Genomic DNA, 19,232 nt, shown 5'->3' on the forward strand with positions numbered 1-19,232 from the left:
AGGAGCCACTCATGCACACCAGAACACTCGGCCAGGGCCTCGAGGTCTCCGCCATCGGCCTGGGCGCCATGGGCATGTCCCAGAGCTACGGGCCCAACCGCGGCGACCGCGACGACATGATCGGCGTGCTGCGCCACGCGATCGAATCGGGCATCACCCTCATCGACACCGCCGAGGTCTACGGGCCCTTCGATAACGAGGAGCTCGTCGGAGAGGCGATCGCGCCGCTGCGGGACCGCGTGGTGCTCGCCACCAAGTTCGGCTTCGACCTCAGTTCCGGCGCGATGGGCGGGCCGGACTCGCGGCCCGACAGCATCCGCGCCGCCGTCGAGGGCTCGCTGAGGCGACTGGACATCGACACCATCGACCTGCTGTACCAGCACCGCGTGGACCCCGACGTGCCTATCGAGGACGTCGCCGGGACCGTCGGCGAGCTCATCGCCGAGGGCAAGGCGCGCCACTTCGGCATGTCCGAGCCAGGAGTGGAGACGCTCCGCCGCGCCCATGCCGTCACGCCCGTCACCGCGGTGCAGAACGAGTACTCCCTGTGGACCCGCGACCCCGAAAAGGAGATCCTGCCCGCCTGTCGCGAGCTCAGCATCGGCCTGGTGCCGTTCAGCCCGCTCGGCAAGGGATTCTTCACCGGCACGGTGAAGCCCGGCGACACCTTTGCCGCGGGGGAGATCCGCGCGAACGTGCCGCGCTTCAGCGAGGAGAACCTTGCCGCCAACTACGCGCTCGTGGAGCACGTGACGGCGCTCGCGGACGCGAAGGACGCGACCCCCGCCCAGGTGGCTCTCGCGTGGCTCCTCGCGCAGGACCCGCACCTGGTGCCCATTCCCGGCACACGGCGTCGCGAGCGCGTCGACGAGAACGCCGCCGCCACCGCGCTCGCGCTGAGCGCCGACGAGGTCGCTGACCTGAACGGGCTCGCCGACCGCATCGGCATCGCGGGGGAGCGCTACAACGAGGCGCTCATGCGTATGGTGGGGCGATGAGCGCCCGCAACGCCGACGAGGTCAAGGCCTTCCTGTCCTCCCGTCGCGCCCGCGTCACTCCCGAGGAGGCGGGGCTTCCCGCCTACGGCGGACGCCGCCGGGTAAAGGGCTTGAGGCGCGAGGAGGTGGCGATGCTCGCCGGCGTCTCCGTCGACTACTACGTGCGGCTCGAGCGCGGCAACCTCGCAGGCGCCTCGGACTCCGTGCTCGACTCGCTCGCCACCGCGCTGCGGCTCGACGAGGCCGAGCGCGAGCACCTCTTCGACCTGGCGCGCGCCGCGGGTCCATCGCGACCCTCGGGACGGCGGGCCGATGCGTCGGTGCCGTGGTCGGTCCGCGCCATCCTGGACGGGATGCACGGCGTCCCGGCGTGGGTGCGCAACGGGCGGCACGACATCATCGCCGCCAACCTGCTGGGAAGGGCCCTGTACTCCCCGGTGTTCGACGGCTCCGCCGAACGCCCCGTCAACACCACCAAGTTCACCTTCCTCGACCCCGCGGCAAGGAGCTTCTGGCGCGATTACGAGCAGGTCGCCCACGACGGCGTCGCCATGCTCCAGATGGAGGCCGGGCGTCACCCCCACGACAAGCGGCTCATCACCCTGGTGGGCGAGCTGTCGACGCGCTCGGAGGAGTTCCGGCGGCACTGGGCGTCGCGGGACGTGACCCTTCACCGCAGCGGGCTCAAGCGCCTCCATCACCCGGTGGCGGGCGACCTCGACCTCACGTACGAGTCGCTTCCGCTCGCGAGTACGCCGGGCCTGACGCTCAACGTCTACACGGCGCCGCCAGGCTCGCCCACGGCCGATGCCCTCGCCATCCTGGGGTCGTGGGCCGCCACCCAGCGCGAGGACTTCCTCGCGCTCGACGCCTCGGTGCTCGGGGAGTCGATTCAGGCGGGCTGACGCTCGCTGGCCGCCTCGACAAGGCTGACCAGGCTCGCGGCGTCGGTGTTCGCGCCGAAGGCTGGCATTCCCGGCTGCAGGGCGCGTCCCGCGTGGAGGCCTCCGATGCGGACGGCGTCGAACCCGAGCGCGTCGACGAGCCGCGCGACGGTCGTGACGGCGGTGTCGTCGTCGCCCGCCACCGCGATGGCGCGCCTGCCGGGCTCGCCCGCGGGCAGGTGGCTCTCGTCGAGGTCGTGGTAGCCCATGTGGTTGAGGGCCTTGACGACGCGGGCACCGGGAAGGTGGCGCGCGACGATCTCGCTCGAGGTGGTGCGGGGGTCGGTCAGGTCGGCACGCTCGCCGTCGACCTCCCACCAGTAGTTCATAGCGTCCAGCACGATCGCGCCCGCAAGGGCGTCGCGGTCGAGTTCGTGGAAGCGGCCCAGTGGGAGCGCGAGGATGACCACGTCGGCCTCGGCGACCACCGCATCGGCCGTCGTGGCGACCGCGCCGGGGGCGAGGACGTCGACGGTGAGGGAGATGCGCTCGGCCTCGCGCGAGCCGGCGATGAGGGTGCGATAGCCCGCGGCCACGGCGAGGCGGGCGAGCACGGTGCCGAGCTTGCCCGCTCCGAGGATGCCGACGGTGCGCACCTGCAGCGGGGTCACTTGGCACCTCCCTCGGCGAGCAGTTCGCGCACGCGCGGGATGACCTGGGTGCCGAAGAGGTCGACGGCGCGCATCCTCGAGGAGGCGGGCATCGCCCCGCCGCCGGTGTAGACGAAGTCGAAGCGGCCCACGCCGAGCGTGCGGATCGCCTGCGCCATCTTGGCGGCGACGGTCTCGGGCGAGCCGACGTACAGCGAGCCGTGTGCGACCTCCGCGTCGAACTCGGAGCGGGTCATGGCGGGCCAACCGCGCTCGGCGCCCACGCGGTCACGCATCGCCTTGTAGCCCGGGAAGTAGGACTCGCGCGCCTCCTCGTCGGTGGGCGCGATGAAGCCGTGGCTGTGCATGCCGACCGGGTGCTGCGGCGTGCCGAACTGCTCGGTGGCGCGGCGGTAGAGGTCGAGGTAGGGGGCGAAGCGGCCGGGGTCGCCGCCGATGATCGCGAGCATGAGCCGCAGCCCGTACTTCGCGGTGCGCACCACCGACTGTGGAGAGCCGCCCACGCCCACCCAGGTGGTGAGCGAGCCGGAGTCGGTCTTGGGGTAGACGTCTGCCTCGTGCAGGCCCGGGCGGGTGGTGCCCTGCCACGTCACGGGCTTCTCCGTGAGGAGCTGACTGAAGAGCTCGAGCTTCTCCTCGAAGAGGACCTCGTAGTCGGCGAGGTCGTAGCCGAACAGCGGGAAGGACTCGGTGAAGGAGCCGCGGCCCAGGATCACCTCGGCGCGGCCGTCGCTCACCGCGTCGAGCGTCGAGAAGCGCTGGAAGACGCGGACGGGGTCGTCGGAGCTCAGCACCGTGACGGCGGAGCCGAGCGTCACCCGCTCGGTGCGCGATGCGATCGCGGCGAGCACCATCTCGGGGGAGGAGATGGCGAAGTCGGAGCGGTGGTGCTCGCCCAGGGCCACGGCGTCGATGCCGATCTGGTCGGCAAGCGCGGCCTCCTCGACCACCTGGCGCAGGGACGCCGCGTGGGTCATCGGCTCGCCGCTGTCGTGCAGCGGCAGATCGCCGAAGGTCTCGATGCCGAACCGGACGTCTTCCGGGGCGATGCTCATGGCTGTGCTCCTTGCCGACACCCCGCGGTTGTTGAGGTGTCAACTAAAGAGCGTACCGGGGCGCGGAAGTATTCCCGGCCACCGCATCGGGCGCCGTTACTCGGAGGCGAGGGCCGCCTTGATGTCCGCCGCGATCTGCTCGGGCTCGGTGCTGGGGGCGTAACGCTTGATGACGTGTCCGTCGCGGCCCACGAGGAACTTGGTGAAGTTCCACTTCACCGCGGAGCCGAGCGCTCCGCCCGCCTCCGAGCGCAGCCACTGGTAGACGGGGTGCGCGTGCTTGCCGTTGACGTCGATGGTGGCGAACATGGGAAAGGTGACGCCGTAGTTCTTCTGGCAGTAGTCGGCGACCTCGTCCGCGTCGCTCAGCTCCTGCTTGAACTGGTTGCTGGGGAAGCCCAGCACGGTGAAGCCCTCGGGGGAGAACTGCTCGTGGAGCTTCTCGAGCCCCGCGAACTGCGGCGCGAAGCCGCACTTGGAGGCGGTGTTGACGACGAGGACCACCTTGCCCGCGTGCTGGGCGAGGTCGTGGTCGGACCCGTCGAGGGCGGTGGCGGAAAAGTCGGTAAGAGTCGGCATGCCCCCATCCTGACACCGCCGCGCGTCGTTGTGAACGGGGTCAGTTCGCTGGGCCGATGCGGTACACCAGCCCCGCCTCGTCGTCCGTCACGTAGAGGTCGCCTCCGGGGCCAATGGCCGTGGCGACGACGCGCCCCCACCGGGAACCGTCTGCGTCCTGAAAACCGCTGACGAGGGCGACGGGCTCGCCGAGCGTTGCCTCGTCGGCGTCCCACGGGAGGAACGCGATGCCGGGCTCGCGGGGTGGCTCGCGGTTCCACGAGCCGTGCATCGTGACGACCGCGCCGTCTCCGAGTTCCGTGGCTCCGGCGTCGTGGGTGAAGGTGAGGCCGAGCGGGGCGCTGTGGGACGGCAGGCCCACCGCTGTGGGGGTGAGGGCCGCGCAGTCGAGGGCGGCGCCGTCGGGGTTGAGGGCGGGGTCGTTGACGAACGGAAGGTCGAGGTTGCCGTCGCGGGCGTCGGGGACGCAGTAGGGCCAGCCCAGGTCGCCGCCCTCCTCCACGCGGGTGACCTGCTCCACGGGATTCTCGTTGATGTAGCCGCGGTCCTCGGTGCCGTACAGGCCGGTGTCGTCGTCGAAGGGGTAGGGCTGGTTGTCTGCCTGGTTCACTGCCGTCCACACGGTGCCGTCCGGCGCGAGGGCGAGCCCGAAGCCGTTGCGCACGCCGCGCGCGATGACCTCGTGGTCGCCGCCCGCGACGGGAACGGAGGCGACGACCGCGCGCTCCGGCGTGCTCTCCCGGTCCGCCGGATCGCGGTTGGAGGCCGAGCCGAGGCTAAACACCACGCGATCGCCGTCGACGACCACCGCCTTGCTCGCGTGACCTCCGGCGGGGAGGCCGTCGGCCACGACCCGTCTGCCCGTGGCGGTGCCGTCCGAGTAGTCGTAGGCGGCGATCGTCGTGGACTCGCCGACGATGAGCGTGGCTTGATCGGCGAAGGCGAGACCCTGAGGATTGTCGAGGCCGTCGAGGATGGTGGTCGCCGACGGCGCCCGACCGTCGGTGGTGGGGCGCAGGGCCACGACCTCGCCGCGGTCGCCTGTGGAGACCAGCAGCGCGCCGTCTGGTGTCCACGCCGCGAGCCGTGCCCCGGGGACCGCGGCCCATGCCTCGGCCTCCCAGCCCGCGGGTACCTGGAGCGAGCGGCCCTCGGCCCGTGGCGCGTCGGTGCCTTCGGCGATCGTGACGTCGACGGGGGCGAGGCCCTCCACCCCATCGGGAGCCGCCTGCCCCGTCGCCTGGGGCGAGTCCGACGCCGTGGCGGCGGGGGCATCGGCCGTCGGCCGGGAGCTGGCAGACGCGGTGGGTGACGACTCGGCGTCGTCCGCGCCACACGCGGTGAGGGCGAGGCTTGCCGCCAGGGCGAAAAGGAGGACGGTCCGGGTCATTCCTCGACACTAGGCCGGGTCGGAGGGGAGCGCTCCGTAGCGGCAGCACGGAATGTGTCAGCGGGTGACAAAACAGCCGCCTGCCGGGTTTATCGTGAACCTCATGCGTTTTGTGGCGATCGGGGACAGCTTCACCGAGGGTGTGGGCGACGGCATCGAGGGCGGGGCGGTGCGCGGCTGGGCCGACCTCGTGGCGGCGGGACTCGCCGCGGGCCTCGACGAGCCGGTGGACTACGCGAACCTCGCGATTCGTGGACGACTCATCGGCCCCATCGTGGGGGACCAGTTGGAGCCCGCGTTGGCGCTGTCGCCGCGTCCCGACGTCCTCGCGTTCAATGGCGGCGGCAACGACATGATGCGTCCCGGCTTTGACCGCGACGAGATCGTCCGCCTCACCGAGCAGGTGGTGCGCCGCACCGAGGAGGAGGGGGTCAGGCTGCTCCTCCAGACCGGCGCGGATGCGACGTTCGGCCTTCCCCGCGGCGACATGATGCGCTCGCGCGTCTCCGTCTTCACCGACCTGCTGACCGACCTCCAGGACCGCTACGAGCACGTGACCTTCGTCGACAACTTCTCCGACGAGGAGATGCGCCAGCCCGGTTACTGGGACTCGGATCGCCTTCACCTGAACGCGCTGGGGCATCGGCGTGTGGCGGCGCGTGCGCTGACCGCGCTGGGCGTGCCGACGGAGTTGCCGTCGCTCGAGCCGGGCCACCGGGCGCCCTCGGGCGTTTTGGTCGAGGCCCGCTACTACGCGACGTATGTGTTGCCGTGGATCGGGCGCCGGCTCACGGGGCGGTCGTCGGGCGACGGGCGCAGCGCGAAGTTCGCCGACTGGGTGCGCATCGACCCGTCCTGATGCCGCGCGCTCGCTAGCCTGGGCCGCATGGCGACCCCCGACTTCATCCTGTCCCTGCGCGAGAAGATCGGCCACGAGCCGCTGTGGCTCGCGGGGGTGACCGCCGTCGTCCTACGGGAGCCGGCCGCGGCATCGGCCGCGCGCGAGATCCTGCTGGTGCGCCGCGCCGACACGGGTGCGTGGACGCCGGTCACCGGCATCATCGACCCCGGCGAGCACCCCGCCGTCGCCGGCGCTCGCGAGGTGCTGGAGGAGGCCAATGTGGTCGCCGTGCCCGAGGCGCTGGTGCGCGTGGGCGTCACGCCGGAGGTGACCTACGACAACGGGGACGTGTCCCAGTACCTCGACCTCGTGTTCCGCTTCCGCTACCTCAGCGGCGACCCGCACCCCGCCGATGGGGAGAACCTCGAGGCGGCCTGGTTCGACGTCGATGCGATGCCGCCGATGAGCGAGGACATGCTGGCGCGCGTCGCCGCCGGCCTGACGGGCTCGGACGTCGCGGAGTTCACCGGCTAAACCGTCAAATGGATCCCATTGGTGCTTTTAAGGCCTTAGACGCACCAAATGGATCCATTTGACCGCAAACTAGTGGGCGAGGATCGGGCCTTCACCCTCGACCGACTCCGGGCGCTTGACGAACAGCGCGAGCACGATGCCGCCTGCGGCGAGAACGGCTCCCACCAGGAATGCAGCGCGCACGCCGTCGGCGTAGGCGACCGCCTCCGCCTCGCCCGCGTCGAGGCCTGTCGCCATCACGGCCGCGAGGATCGACACGAACAGCGCGGTGCCCGCCGCGGCGGCCACCTGCTGGAGCGTGGAGACCATCGCTGAGCCGTGCGAGTAGAGCTTCTTGGGAAGCGACCCGAGCGACGCCGAGAACAGCGGCGTGAAGACGAGCGCGAGGCCGAGGCTCATGGTGACGTGACCGGCGAGCACCACCCACCACGGCGTGCCCTCGTGCAGGGTGAAGGCCATCATGCCGAGCGCAAGCGTCAGCAGGATGGTGCCGGGGACGAGCAGCGGGCGGGGGCCGATGCGGTCGTAGGCGGAGCCGATGGGCGTGGCGAGCAGGCCCATCGCGAGCCCGCCGGGCAGCAGCATGAGGCCGGACGCGAGCACCGAGAGTCCCAGCACGTCCTGGGTGTACAGCGGCAGCAGCATGATGCCGCTGAACAGGCCCATCATGCACACGATGAACATGGCGCAGGCCAGCGCGAAGGTGCGCGAGCGGAACACCCTGAGGTCGAGGAGCGCGCCGTCGTGACGCTGCAGCACCAATTGGCGCCACACGAACAGGGCGAGAGCCACGACGCCGATCACGATGGCTACCACGGCACTGCCGGCGCCTCCCTCGGCCGACTCGCCGATGCGCGACAGGCCGAACACGATGCCGCCGAAGCCGAACGCGGACAGGACCACGGACAGCACGTCCATGCGGGTGGGCTCCGGCTCGTTGGTCGAGCGCATCTTGAGGATGCCGAACACGAGCACCGTCACCGCGACGGGGAGCACAAAGATGAACAGGAAGCGCCAGGGCAGCACCGCGAGGATCAGGCCCGAGATGGTGGGGCCGATGGCGGGCGCGACCGAGATCACCATGCCGATGGTGCCCATGCGCTTGCCACGCTCGTGCTCGGGCACGATCGAAATGACGGTCGTCATCAGCAGCGGGAGCATCACCGCGGTGCCGCAGGCCTGGACCACGCGCGCCGCGAGCAGCACCTCGAACCCGGGCGCGCACGCAGCGAGAAGCGTGCCGGCCGCGAACAGCGACATCGCGACGATGTACAGGGGGCGCGTGGGGAAGCGCTGCAGCAGGAAGCCGGTAATGGGGATGACGATCGCCATCGTGAGGAGGAACGCGGCGGTGAGCCACTGCGCGAGGACCGTCGTGATGCCCAGGTCGGCCTTCAGGTGCGGGATCGCGACGCCCATGATCGTCTCGTTCAGGATGACGGTGAACGCGGAGACGATGAGGACGCGGATCACGAGCTCGTCGCGCGCACTCACGGACGAGGGCGCGGCGGAGCGGGCGGGGGACTGGGTCATGCGGGGGCCTTTCTGGCATGTCGCGACGGGCGCGGCGGCGGCCGGGCAGAGGGCGCGCGACGATGCGGGGACGAGAAGCATTGTGTCACCGGCCCCCGACATCGGACAGGGCCAGTGTGACGAATCGGGCGGCGGCCAGTGAGGGTGGCCGATGCCGGGAAGGCCTAGGCGAGCCCCAGGCGAGCGAAGGCCTGGGCCAGGCCGGCCTGCTCCGGGCCGGGCACCACGATGTCGGCCGCGGCGATGACGCCCGGGTGGCCGCCCTCGATGCCGATGGCCGTGCCCACCATGGCGAGCATCTCGAGGTCGTTGGGGCCGTCGCCCGCACCCACGGCATCGGCCGCGGTGAGGCCCAGGTGGTCGAGAACCACCTGGATGCCCACGGCCTTGGTGATGTGCGCGAGGTAGAGCTCGCCGGCGCCGCGGCCCAGGTCCTGGATGGAGGTCTCGACGGCGGCGACCTCGTCGCCGATCTCGGCCGCGATGGCGCTGAGGTCGCTCGCGGCGGACATCGTCACGATCTTGGCGAAGTCGAGGCCGTGGAGGTCGTCGACCACGCGCCGGGCCGCGAGGAGGTCCTCCCACACCGCCGCCTGGGCGCCGCTCGCGCCCTCGCCCGGCGCGCGCCTGTCCATGAGCGCGGCGGCCTCGTCGAGGACGTGGAGCGCCTGGGTGGACTCCACGATCATCTGCGCGTGGTGAGCGAGCAGCACGTCGATGCTGCGGTCCGCGAGCTCGCGCGGGAAGGTCACGTCGGCAAGCACCTCGCCGTCGACCTCGGCGTAGGCGCCGGCGCCGCACACGAGGCCGTCGAAGCCCGCCTCGGTGAGGCGCTCGGAGACCGCGGAGCGGGGACGCCCGGTGCACAGCAGCACGCGGTGGCCGTTGGCGCGCACGCGCCGCACCGCCTCGACGTGGGCCGCGGGGACCGCGCCGTGGCTCGCATAGGTGCCGTCGATGTCCAGGAAGATCACGCTCACGGCGTTCACCCTAACCCGCGTCAGGGCCCCCTCCGGTGGTCTCCGACGCGGGAGGCGCCTCCACGGCGCTCAGCACGCGACGCAGCATCGCGACGAGCTCCGCGCGGGCGTCGTCCGGCATCTCCACCCGCCAGTCGACGTCCTGAGGCAGCCATGACAGCCCGTAGAAAAGGTCGCGCACGTCGGCGCCGCCCAGCCCCCAGCGCGTGACGCCGGGCCGAGGCTCGTCGGAGCCCTCCGCCCACACCCCCATGTGCGCCGCGAAGTCGGCCAGCGACATCGGGAGGACGGCGGTGGCCTCGAGGGGCTGCCGCTGCGCGGAACTGGCGACGAGGATGCGCTCGTCGATGTCCGCGCGCGTGAGGGCACGCGACGCAAAGTGCGCGCCGGTCGCGGTGAGCTCGCCCATGCGGTCCAGCCGGAACGTCCGCCAGTCGTCGCGCTCGAGGTCCCACGCGACCAGGTACCAGCGCCCGCGCGCCGGTGCCAGGGCGTGGGGCTCCACCCGGCGGCGGGTCGCGGCGCCCTGGGCGTCCTCGTAGGAGAACCGCACGCGCTCGCGGTCGCGGCACGCGAGCGCCACCTGGCCCAGCAGTGCGGGCGGCACGTGGGGCGCACGCCCCTGCTCGGGCGACGTCATCGCTGTCGCGAGCGCCGTCACCTGCCGCCGCGAGGCGGGGGAGAGGACCTGCTCGAGCTTCGCGATCGCCGACAGCGCGGTCGACGTGCCGTCCACCAGTTGCTCGGCCGCCGCGACGCGCAGCCCCACGGCGATCGCGACGGCCTCCTCCTCGCTCAGGAGCAGGGGAGGCATCGCGCCGCCCGCGGCGAGCCGGTATCCGCCCTCGCGGCCGGTGCGGGACTCGACGCGGTAGCCCAGCTCGCGCAGCCGTTCGACGTCGCGCCGCACGGTGCGTTCGGTGGTGTCGAGCCGTGCGGCGAGCTCGGCGCCGGTCCACTCCCGGTGGCGCTGGAGCAGGTCCAGGAGCGCGAGGGTGCGCGTGGTCGTGGCGGACATGTCCCAAGTTTCTCTCACATTGCGGACGGTTTCTGTCCGCAATAAGTCGTAGCGTGGCCGCATGACCACCCCGATCATCGAGGCGCACGGCCTCACCAAGCGGTTCAGTCGCGGCAAGACCACTGTCGATGCCGTCACCGACGTGACGTTCGACGTCGACGCGGGCTCGCTCGTCGCCTTCCTGGGTCCCAACGGCGCCGGCAAGTCCACCACCATCCGGATGCTCACCACCCTCATCCCTCCCACGTCGGGCGGGGCGCGGGTGGTGGGCCACGACATCGCCGGCGCTCCTCACGAGGTCCGCGCGCGCATCGGCTACGTGGGCCAGGGCACTTCAGGCTCGTTCGCCCAGCGCGTGAGGGACGAGCTCATCAGCCAGGGAGCTTTCTACGGGGTGGGCAAGGCCCAGTCCCGCCGCCGGGCCGACGAGCTCATCGAGTCCCTCGACCTTGCCTCGTTCGGCTCGCGCACCGTGCAGCAGCTCTCGGGCGGGCAGAAGCGCCGGCTCGACATCGCGCTGGGCCTCATGCACGCGCCCACGCTGTTGTGCCTCGACGAGCCGTCCACCGGCCTCGACCCGCAGTCACGCGCCAACCTCTGGCAGCACATCCTCGACCTGCGCGAGCGCTACGGCACCACGGTGTTCCTCACCACCCACTACCTGGACGAGGCCGACCACTACGCCGAGCGCGTCATGGTCATGGACGGCGGCCGGGTCATCGCCGACGACTCGGCGGCCGCGCTCAAGGCGACGCTCGCCGGCGACGCCGTCTCGCTCGGCTTCGCCAGTGCGGCCGATGCCGACGCCGCCCTGGCGCACGTCGCCCGGCTCGCGGGCCGGGAGGTGACGCGCGCCGACGCGCTCACGCTCACCACCAATGTCGCCGACGGCGAGCGGCTGCTGCCGCGCGTGATCCGCGACCTCGACGCGCAGGGCATCGCCGTCGAGCGCGCCACGGGAGTGCCTCCCACCCTCGACGACGTGTTCCTCGCCCTCACCGGACGCTCGCTGCGCGACGCCGACGCCGGCACCCCCGACCCCGGCGCGGACGCCGACGCCACCCTCACCACCACGGCAGGAGAGCCCTCATGACCGCCGCCACCCCCGCATCGGCCGGACCCCAGAGCCCGACGGCGCCCGTGCGCGGCAGCGCCGCGCGCGACACCCTGAACGTGATGCTGCGGGAGCTGCGCCCCGTGGCCCGCGACCCGTTCTCGGTCATCTTCTCGCTGGTGCAGCCCCTGGTGTTCCTTGGCCTGTTTACGCCGCTGCTCATCGGATCCTCGGGCGAGTCCACGGCCGACACCCTCGCGTGGTTCGTGCCAGGCGTCCTCGCCATGATCGTGCTGTTCGGAACGGGCGCCACGGGCTCCAACCTGCAGTACGAGATGATGACCGGCTCGCACGAGCGCACCCTGGTGGCGCCGCTCAGCCGCGCCTCGCTGCTGGCCGGGCGCGCCCTCAAGGAGGTGGTGCCGATCGTCGTGCAGGTGCTCGTGATCGTCCTGGTCTCGGTACCTTTTGGGTTCCGTCCCAACGTCGCCGGACTCGCCATCGGCATCGTGCTGCTTGCCGCGTTCGGCGTGGGCCTCGGCTCGCTCAGCTACGCGCTCGCGCTCGTCACCAAGGATCGCGAATGGATGTTCTGGGCCGTCCAGCAGAGCCTCATCTTCCCGCTCCTGATCCTGTCGGGGATGCTGCTGCCCCTCGACTCCGGGCCACGGTGGATGTCCGTCGTGGCGTCCGTGAACCCGGTGAACTGGGTGGTGCAGGCCGAGCGTCACCTCATGGCGGGCGACCTGCTTGCCTCCGAGGTGGGCTGGGGAGTGCTGTGTGCCGCGGCGGTCGCCGCCGTGGGCCTCGTGGTCGGTATCCGCACCATGCGGCGCTCGGACTGACCGTCGGTACCGTACGCGTGTGAGTGCACGCATCCAGACCCTCGGAATCCTGGGCGCGGGGCGCGTCGGCAAGGCCGTCGCCGCCCTCGCTGCCCGGGCCGGCATCGACGTGGCCATCGCCGGTTCGGCCGATGCTGTGGACGCCGTGGTGGCGGCCGATGCTGTGGTCCTCGCCGTCCCCCTGGGCCGCTACCGCTCGCTTCCGGCGGAGCGGCTCGCCGGGTGCGTGGTGATCGACGCCATGAACTACTGGTGGGAGCTCGACGGGGCGCGGCCCGACCTCGACGATCCGACCACGTCGACGTCGCAAACCGTCGCCGCATTCCTCCCCGGGGCCCGGGTGGTGAAGGCGCTCAATCACCTGTCGGGGTACGCGCTCGAGGAGTTGGCGCGCCCCGCGGGGGACCCCGAGCGCATCGCGGTCGCGGTGGCCGGCGACGACGACGAGGCGGTGGCGCTCGTCGCCGGCCTCGTGGACGCGCTGGGCTACGACCCGGTGACGGCCGGGACGCTCGCGGAGGGGATGCGGTTCGAGCCGGGCACCGAGTTGTTTGGCGCCGACGCGGACGAGGAGGAGGCGCGCGCGATGCTGGAGCGCTTCTGGGACACGCAGCGCGGCCGGGTGGTGGCCCGCGCGCGCGGCGGGCGGTAGGCTCGCACCGTGCTTGATTACAACGATGTAGAAGACTGCGCGAAGGGCGGCGCGACGCTGCTCGCCTACGACCGCGTGCCCACGAGCGAGGCCGAGGCCAACAATGCCGACATCGCCTTCAGCCTCCACCTCGCGCTCGACGGCGTGCCGCTGTTCGACAACTACGGAGTGTGCTTCGCGTCAGTCGCGCAGACGCCCGGCCCCGACGGCACCTTCGACCCCGACCTGCGCGGCCTGAGCGACCCCCACGTGCTGGCCCTCACCGAGGGCGGATACGGCATCGTCGCCACCCGCACCGCGCGCGGCGGCGGCGACGACGGCACGCGGGCCTCCTCGGTGCTGCTGCTGCGCACCGACGACTTCATCGACTACACCGAGCTCGGGTTGCTCGACCTCGGCGTCACGCACGGCGTCAACGCTCCCGCCGTCGCGGCCGCCGGCGACGGGTACGTCGTGGGCTGGCGCGACGACCTGGGAGTCGCCTGGCACGCCACGCTCGACGCGTTCGCGGCCGATGCGACGGTGGGCGAGGCCGGGCGAGGCGACGCTCCCATCCGCGGCGAGATCGCGCCGGGGGACGGCGTCGCGCTCGCCGTGCCCTCCTTCCGCTCCGGCAACGTCATCGAGATTCCGCCAGCGATCGCCGAGGCGCTGCGACTGCGCTTCCGTGCCGTGACCAATACCGGCGCCGCGGTGAGCCCCGTCACGGTGCCGGTGGGCGCCGCGCTCGCGGCCTCCGATCTCCCCGCGCGGGCGGACCTCGACTACTCGGACGGCTCCACCGGATCGCTCGCCGTGACGTGGGATGCCTCCTCGGTCGGCGCCGTCGACACCGCGCGCCCCGGTGAGCATCGCGTCACCGGCCGCGTCCGCCAGGCCGTGTATCCCACGCCGTTCGCCGACGAGCGTGCCGACCCGAGCATCGTCCCGTTCCGCTACCGCGGCCACGACGTGTTCCTCATGATCGCCACCAAGGACCTCAACCTCGACCCGATCGCGAACGACGGCGGGCCCATCGGCATGCCGATCCGTATGGCGGCGACCATCGCCGACCTCGCCGACGCCAACGGGGGAGCGGCGCTCGAGCGCGACATCCTCGTCGCGGGCGACCTCGACGCCGACGGCCGTCCCATGACGGGCTGCTTCTGGGCGCCCGAGATCCACGTCATCGGCGGCGAGTTGTCGATCCTGTTCATGCCCTCCTACGACGGCGAGGACGGCCGCACCGACATGTGGACCGGCCGCGCGAGCATCATCCAACTGCGCCGCGACGGCGACGGCGAGCACCTCGACCCCACCGAGCCGGACAGCTGGACCACGGCTCGCCACGTCACGCGCGCGGACGGCTCGGTGCTCAACGACCGTGCAGGGATCTCGCTCGACATGACCTACGTCGAGGATGCTGGCCGCCACTATTACGCCTGGCAGATGCTCGGCTCTATCTTCATCGCCACCATGGACCCCGCCCGGCCCGACCGTCTCACCGGCGAGCCCGTGAGGATCCTCGCCCCCGAGTACGCGTGGGACAACACCATCGCCGAGGGGCCGAACATCATCGTGCGCGACGGCCGCGTCCTCATGCTCTATTCGGGGTCGACGGTGGGCGACACCTACACGACAGGCCTCGCGACCGCGGCCTCGGGCGCCGACCTCACCGACCCGCAGTCGTGGACGCGACTGAACGCCCCCATCCAGAAGTCCGGCCCCTACAACGGCGAGTACCAGCTGGGCACCGGGCACGGCATGTGGTCGCGAGACGAGGACGGCAACGACCTCTACGTGTTCCACGCGCGCACGGACCACCTGGGGCTGACCGGCCGGGACACCTTCGTGCGCCGCGTCCACTGGACGGCCGATGGCCTGCCGCGCCTGGACATGGAGACCGAGGAGGAGCTCGCGCCCGAGCACCGCGAGGTCGCCGTGACGGTGACGGTCGCGGGGGACGCGGCGTGAGCGGCACGGAGCCGTACGGCTACCTCATGGTCCACTTCGTGGAGGACCCGCACGGCTACCGCGAGAAGGTGCACTTCTCGCTGTCGCGCGGAGACGACCCCACCGCCTGGGACAGGCTCAACGGCGGCGAGCCCATCCTCGCCTCGCACCTGGGCACCACCGGTGTGCGCGACCCGTACCTGTTGCAGCGCCCCGACACCGGCCGCTACTACCTGATCGCCACAGACCTGAGGGTATTCGGCGCCGACGACGCGGGTTGGCAGGCGTGGGCCACCGACTACTCCACCGCGATGAACGTGTGGGAGTCGGACGACCTCATTCACTGGGAGCCGCAGCGACGGATCGACGTCGCGTGCGGTCCCGACGGGACGCCCGACCCCATGCTTCCGCACATGGGGATGATGTGGGCGCCCGAGGCGCTCTGGGTCGACGAATACGACGAGGCGGGCGGCGCGTTCGTCGTCTACTGGGCCTCGTCCGGCGAGGACGGCCGCCAGCGCATCCTGTGGGGCGCGACGCGCGACTTCACGCAGGAGGGCTGGACGACGGGCGGCGTGCTCATCGATGCCCCCGGCGACGTGATCGATACCACCATGATCCGCCGCGGGGGTCGCACCTACCGCGTGACGAAGGACAACGGCACCGGCCGCGGGCTCTTCATGGAGCACACCGACGCGCGCCGCTGGTGGCTTCCCGGTGCCGCCTGGACCGAGACGCAGCGCCACATCGGCGCCGCCTACGCCGGGGGTGACCCCGGCCTCGTGGAGGGGCCCGCCATGTTCCGGGTCCGGGGCGAGGACCGCTGGTACCTGCTGGTGGACGTGATCCCCGACGTGGGCTACCGTCCCCTGGTCGCGACCGACCTCGACCTTCCCGAGCCGTGGGCCCTCGTCGGCGACGGCGACTTCGACCTCGCCCTTGCCACCAAGCACGGCGGCGTCATCCCGCTCACCCGTGAGCGCTACGACGCCCTGCGAGCGGCCGATGCCGCGGCTCCCGTCTCCGTCCGTGTCGCCGATGCCGTGGTCGCCGTCGGTGCGAGTACCGAGGAGGCGCTCGCGGCGCTTTCCGCGACCGCCGAGGCGACCCTGCACGACGGGTCCGTCGCGACCTTCGAGGTCGAGTGGGACCTGGCCGCAGTGGATCTGTCGGTGGCAGGCTCGCACGCCGTGGCGGGAGTCCTGAGCGGCACCCTCGGGGCCAACCTCAACGACTGGGTCGCCGCCGACGGCTCGCGCGACTGGGACGCGGACGGCAAGACTCCGCGCTCGGCGACGGCGATCGAGGTGACCGCGACGCTGACGGTCGATTAGGGCGTCTCGTCCCAGGCGCGACGGCGTCGCGGAGTGAGGCGCACCCCGGGAAGCGGGGGAGCGGGGATGCGGGTGTCGCCGTGCCCGGCGACCTCTCCGAACCGCTCCGAGTGCGCCTCCCAGTCATCGCGCGCCGTGGCGATGTCCTCGTGGGTGCGCCCGATGAAGTTCCACCACATCACGAGGTCCTCGGCGAAGGGCTCGCCTCCCAGGAAGAAGACCGTCGCATCGGTCGCCGCGGTGACGGAGATGCCGTCGCGTCCGTCGCCCAGGTAGAGCAGCCCGCGAGCCGGCAGCGGCGTCTCGCCATCCGCGACGGTCACGTCGCCGTCGACGTGGACGATGCCGTGCTCCCAGGCGGGGTCGAGCGGCAGATCGACGATGGTCCCGGCGGTGAGCGCGACCTGCGCTCCCACCAGCGGAGTGTGAGTGGTCGCGGGCGACGTGACGTGAGCGAACGTGCCCATGACCACGGTGACGACGGCATCGTCCCCCTGGGAGGCCGGAAGGGAAACGGAGGGAAGGTCAGCGTGAGTCTCGAAGGCCGGGGCGCCCCTCCGCGACGCGTCAGGTAGCGCCACCCACAGTTGGAGGGCGTCCAGGAGCTCATCCTCGGATCCCAACGAATACTCGGAGTGCGCCACGCCGTCGCCCGACGTCATGAGGTTGAGCTGGCCCACGTCGAGCACGGTGTCCACGCCGAGGGTGTCGCGGTGGCGGATGCGACCGGTGAGGGGCCACGTGACCGTCTGGAGGCCCGTGTGCGGGTGCGGGTCCACGCGCATCGTGACGCGTTGCGGGCCGAAGCGGTCCACGAAGCACCACGCGCCGATGGTGGGCAGGTCGCGATAGGGAAGGACGCGCTGCACGCTCATGGCGCGCAGGCCGCCCAGGGGAACCTCGCGCGCCTCCAGCGGAATGAGGCGCGGCCCCGGACGGCTCATGACCGCTCGGGCCACAGCACCTCGAGCCCGGCGACCTCATTGCGGGTGAGATAGCGGGCGATGTACGGGCACAGGGGGATGACCGCGAGGCCGCGGTCGGCGACGTCGGCAAGGGCCTCGCCCGCGAGGGTGCGGGCGGCAGCGGTGCCACGGAACGCCTCGAACACTTCGGTGTGGGTCATCGCGAGGGTGCCGTCGCCCTCGATGTAGTCGATGAAGCCGGCGGTCTCGCCGTCGACGCTTACCTCGTACCGGTGAGACATGTCGTCCCTGGTCACCTGGAGGTCCTGGGCGTCGGGCATGCGGGCTCCTTACAACGTAGGTGGGACCACTCGGACACTACCGCCGAGCGGCCCCGGGGCGGGGAAAGGTCGCACAACCGTGACCTTTCCCCGCGTGGGGTTCACCCGAAGTCGAGCAGGTCTCCCAGCCACGACTCCTTCTTCTTGCGCTTGCCGTAGGCGTTGCGGTCGTTGTCGTAGCGGCGCTCGTCGTAGCGCGAGTCCCCGCGGTACGAGTCGTCGTAGCGACGCGAACGGTCGTCCGCGACGCGCTGCTGGGGAGCCGCGGGCGCCTCGTGCTGGGCGGAACGCTCGATGATCTTGTCGAGCTCGCCGCGGTCAAGCCACACGCCGCGGCACTGGGGGCAGTAGTCGATCTCGACGCCTTGGCGGTCGCTCATCACGAGCGTCGCGTCGTCCACGGGGCACTTCATTCTCGGTCTCCTTCGTCGGGGATCGGGCGGGCGGCGGTGCCGCGTCGGCGGCACTCCGTGCCGAGCTAACGCGCGAGGTGCGGCGACTGCTCCCGCCGCCGCCGCATCGGCCGGCCGTCAGCCCTGGTCGGCCCTGTGCGAGCCGCCCGTGGCGAGCCGCATGAGGTCGCTGGACAGGTCGATCCCCAGCTCCGTACCGCCCGCGGAGCCGTATTCGTGCTGGTAGGCGCCCCACGTGTCGCCGCGGACGGCGCGAGCGAAGCCGGACTCCATGAGCAGCACCAGCTCCTGCGCCGCTCGCGAGATGCGCGCGGTGAGGGCGGTCGAGGAGAAGTCCTCGGGGGCCGCGAAGAGGCCCGTGGGGACCGGCAGCGTGCGCAGGTAGGCGAACAGCGAGCGCATTTCCTCGTCCACCACGAGCGCGTGACGGGCAGTGCCTGCGGTGGCCGCGAGGATCACGGGCTTGCCGATGAGCAGGTCATTGTCGAGCACCTGCAGGAAGCCCGTGAAGGCCGCCGAGGCGCCCGCCTTATAGACCGGAGCCGCGGCGATGATGCCGTCCGCGTCGACAAGGGTGTCGATCGCGGCGCGGAACTTGGGTCCCATGAACTGACTCGACAGCGCCTGGGGCAGCTCGGGAAGCAGCTCGCGGATCTCGATGACCGAGACGCGGACGTCGTGGCCGCGCTCGCGGGCAAGCGACGTGACGCGCTGAGCGGCGCGGTCGGCGAGCATCTTGGTGGAGGAAGGGTCGGACGCCCCCGCGGAGACGACGACCAGGTGGAACGTGTCGGCGGTCATGACTGCTCCTTGCCTGCAAGTTTGAGGGAGAGGGATTCGAGGAGGCGCATCTCGTCCTCCGTGAGGGTCGCGGTGACGGCCTCGGCCACGGCGGCGCCGTGTGCGCGGCCCACCTGGCGCTGGAGCGCCACGCCCTCCTCGGTAAGGGAGAGCTGGTGGGCCCTGGCATCGTCCGGGTTGGCGCAACGGAACACCAGGCCGCGCTGCACCAACCTGTCCACCAGGCGGCTGAGCGCGGGCTGGCTCAGCAACACACCCTCGCCGAGGTCACGCAGCCGCAGGGGAGCGTCGGCCTTGGCGAGCGTGTAGAGCACGTCGTACTCCCGCATGGACAGCCCCGCCCACACGTCCTGCTCCGAGAACCGGCGCATGAGGACGGCGTGCGCGAGCATCGTCGCCTCCCAGGTCTCGTTGGCGAGCCTGGTCTTCGAGCGGGTGCCCGATGCGGTGGCTGGCGTGGTGGTCACGGTCG

21 protein-coding genes are annotated in these 19,232 nt (G+C 71.6%); 9 read left to right on the forward strand and 12 right to left on the reverse strand.

Annotated features, from left to right (window positions below; translation table 11 throughout):
• Positions 1–11 precede the first annotated feature (11 nt).
• Both B7K26_RS05570 and B7K26_RS05575 read left to right on the forward strand, forming a co-directional pair.
• A complete protein-coding gene (locus B7K26_RS05570) occupies positions 12–998 on the forward strand; it encodes an aldo/keto reductase (protein ID WP_084077839.1) in 987 nt (328 codons plus the stop codon).
• The gene (locus B7K26_RS05575; protein ID WP_084077841.1) at positions 995–1,903 is read left to right on the forward strand and encodes a helix-turn-helix transcriptional regulator; all 909 of its coding nucleotides are present in this window, start codon (positions 995–997) and stop codon (positions 1,901–1,903) included. Before B7K26_RS05570 ends, B7K26_RS05575 begins: the two co-directional genes overlap by 4 nt.
• Here the strand turns inward: B7K26_RS05575 and B7K26_RS05580 are convergent.
• The 4 genes from B7K26_RS05580 to B7K26_RS05595 all read right to left on the reverse strand — a co-directional run bounded on the left by B7K26_RS05580 (position 1,891) and on the right by B7K26_RS05595 (position 5,577).
• Positions 1,891–2,553, reverse strand: coding sequence for an NADPH-dependent F420 reductase (locus B7K26_RS05580; RefSeq protein ID WP_084077842.1), 663 nt, complete (start codon positions 2,551–2,553; stop codon positions 1,891–1,893). The two genes, B7K26_RS05575 and B7K26_RS05580, sit on opposite strands and share 13 nt — an antisense overlap.
• The gene (locus tag B7K26_RS05585) at positions 2,550–3,608 is read right to left on the reverse strand and encodes an LLM class flavin-dependent oxidoreductase (protein WP_084077844.1); all 1,059 of its coding nucleotides are present in this window, start codon (positions 3,606–3,608) and stop codon (positions 2,550–2,552) included. Before B7K26_RS05585 ends, B7K26_RS05580 begins: the two co-directional genes overlap by 4 nt.
• Before the next feature lie 96 nt (positions 3,609–3,704).
• Entirely contained in the window at positions 3,705–4,187 is a 483-nt protein-coding gene (locus B7K26_RS05590) for a glutathione peroxidase (RefSeq protein WP_084077846.1), read from the reverse strand.
• A 40-nt stretch (positions 4,188–4,227) separates the two neighbouring features.
• Positions 4,228–5,577 carry a sorbosone dehydrogenase family protein gene (locus B7K26_RS05595; protein WP_084077848.1) on the reverse strand — a complete coding sequence of 450 codons (1,350 nt, stop codon included), beginning with the start codon at positions 5,575–5,577 and terminating at the stop codon, positions 4,228–4,230.
• 103 nt (positions 5,578–5,680) lie between these two features.
• Between B7K26_RS05595 and B7K26_RS05600 the strand changes: the two genes are divergently transcribed.
• A complete protein-coding gene (locus B7K26_RS05600; protein ID WP_084077850.1) occupies positions 5,681–6,436 on the forward strand; it encodes an SGNH/GDSL hydrolase family protein in 756 nt (251 codons plus the stop codon).
• Positions 6,437–6,463: 27 nt separating this feature from the next.
• Positions 6,464–6,952 carry an NUDIX domain-containing protein gene (locus B7K26_RS05605; protein ID WP_084077852.1) on the forward strand — a complete coding sequence of 163 codons (489 nt, stop codon included), beginning with the start codon at positions 6,464–6,466 and terminating at the stop codon, positions 6,950–6,952.
• Between the two features lie 69 nt (positions 6,953–7,021).
• On the opposite strand, the gene B7K26_RS05610 is transcribed toward B7K26_RS05605, so the two are convergent.
• The 3 genes from B7K26_RS05610 to B7K26_RS05620 form a co-directional block, all read right to left on the reverse strand.
• Complete coding sequence (locus B7K26_RS05610; protein WP_084077854.1) at positions 7,022–8,485, reverse strand: MDR family MFS transporter; 1,464 nt, start codon at positions 8,483–8,485, stop codon at positions 7,022–7,024.
• Positions 8,486–8,649: 164 nt separating this feature from the next.
• Positions 8,650–9,465 (reverse strand): HAD-IIB family hydrolase, encoded by an 816-nt coding sequence (locus B7K26_RS05615; protein ID WP_200810996.1) that lies wholly within the window; start codon positions 9,463–9,465, stop codon positions 8,650–8,652.
• Positions 9,466–9,475: 10 nt separating this feature from the next.
• Positions 9,476–10,483 (reverse strand): YafY family protein, encoded by a 1,008-nt coding sequence (locus B7K26_RS05620; protein ID WP_084077857.1) that lies wholly within the window; start codon positions 10,481–10,483, stop codon positions 9,476–9,478.
• A 61-nt stretch (positions 10,484–10,544) separates the two neighbouring features.
• On the opposite strand from B7K26_RS05620, the gene B7K26_RS05625 reads away from it, so the two are divergent.
• The 5 genes from B7K26_RS05625 to B7K26_RS05645 are packed head-to-tail and all read left to right on the forward strand — an operon-like array spanning position 10,545 to position 16,300.
• Positions 10,545–11,576: an ABC transporter ATP-binding protein gene (locus tag B7K26_RS05625; protein WP_200810998.1), complete on the forward strand. Its 1,032-nt coding sequence runs from the start codon at positions 10,545–10,547 to the stop codon at positions 11,574–11,576.
• A complete protein-coding gene (locus B7K26_RS05630; RefSeq protein WP_084077858.1) occupies positions 11,573–12,382 on the forward strand; it encodes an ABC transporter permease in 810 nt (269 codons plus the stop codon). The genes B7K26_RS05625 and B7K26_RS05630 overlap by 4 nt, the downstream gene beginning before the upstream one ends.
• Before the next feature lie 19 nt (positions 12,383–12,401).
• Complete coding sequence (locus B7K26_RS05635) at positions 12,402–13,034, forward strand: NADPH-dependent F420 reductase (RefSeq protein WP_200811000.1); 633 nt, start codon at positions 12,402–12,404, stop codon at positions 13,032–13,034.
• Positions 13,035–13,043: 9 nt separating this feature from the next.
• On the forward strand, positions 13,044–14,987 hold the full coding sequence (locus tag B7K26_RS05640) for a family 43 glycosylhydrolase (protein ID WP_084077860.1): 1,944 nt from the start codon (positions 13,044–13,046) through the stop codon (positions 14,985–14,987).
• Positions 14,984–16,300 (forward strand): Ig-like domain-containing protein, encoded by a 1,317-nt coding sequence (locus B7K26_RS05645; protein WP_159449620.1) that lies wholly within the window; start codon positions 14,984–14,986, stop codon positions 16,298–16,300. The genes B7K26_RS05640 and B7K26_RS05645 overlap by 4 nt, the downstream gene beginning before the upstream one ends.
• Here B7K26_RS05645 and B7K26_RS05650 read toward each other — a convergent pair.
• From B7K26_RS05650 to B7K26_RS05670, 5 genes are all read right to left on the reverse strand, one after another.
• A complete protein-coding gene (locus tag B7K26_RS05650; protein ID WP_084078572.1) occupies positions 16,297–17,244 on the reverse strand; it encodes a pirin family protein in 948 nt (315 codons plus the stop codon). The genes B7K26_RS05645 and B7K26_RS05650 overlap by 4 nt on opposite strands.
• Positions 17,241–17,546 carry a GNAT family N-acetyltransferase gene (locus B7K26_RS05655; RefSeq protein ID WP_084077862.1) on the reverse strand — a complete coding sequence of 102 codons (306 nt, stop codon included), beginning with the start codon at positions 17,544–17,546 and terminating at the stop codon, positions 17,241–17,243. Before B7K26_RS05655 ends, B7K26_RS05650 begins: the two co-directional genes overlap by 4 nt.
• Positions 17,547–17,647: 101 nt before the next feature.
• Positions 17,648–17,959 (reverse strand): zf-TFIIB domain-containing protein, encoded by a 312-nt coding sequence (locus B7K26_RS05660; RefSeq protein ID WP_084077864.1) that lies wholly within the window; start codon positions 17,957–17,959, stop codon positions 17,648–17,650.
• Between the two features lie 117 nt (positions 17,960–18,076).
• The gene (locus B7K26_RS05665) at positions 18,077–18,760 is read right to left on the reverse strand and encodes a CE1759 family FMN reductase (RefSeq protein ID WP_084077865.1); all 684 of its coding nucleotides are present in this window, start codon (positions 18,758–18,760) and stop codon (positions 18,077–18,079) included.
• Positions 18,757–19,227, reverse strand: a complete 471-nt coding sequence (locus B7K26_RS05670; protein ID WP_234998713.1) for a MarR family winged helix-turn-helix transcriptional regulator — start codon at positions 19,225–19,227, stop codon at positions 18,757–18,759. The genes B7K26_RS05665 and B7K26_RS05670 overlap by 4 nt, the downstream gene beginning before the upstream one ends.
• Positions 19,228–19,232 lie beyond the last annotated feature (5 nt).

It is taken from the genome of Demequina sp. NBRC 110057 (genome assembly GCF_002090175.1).
Classification (GTDB): Bacteria; Actinomycetota; Actinomycetes; order Actinomycetales; family Demequinaceae; genus Demequina.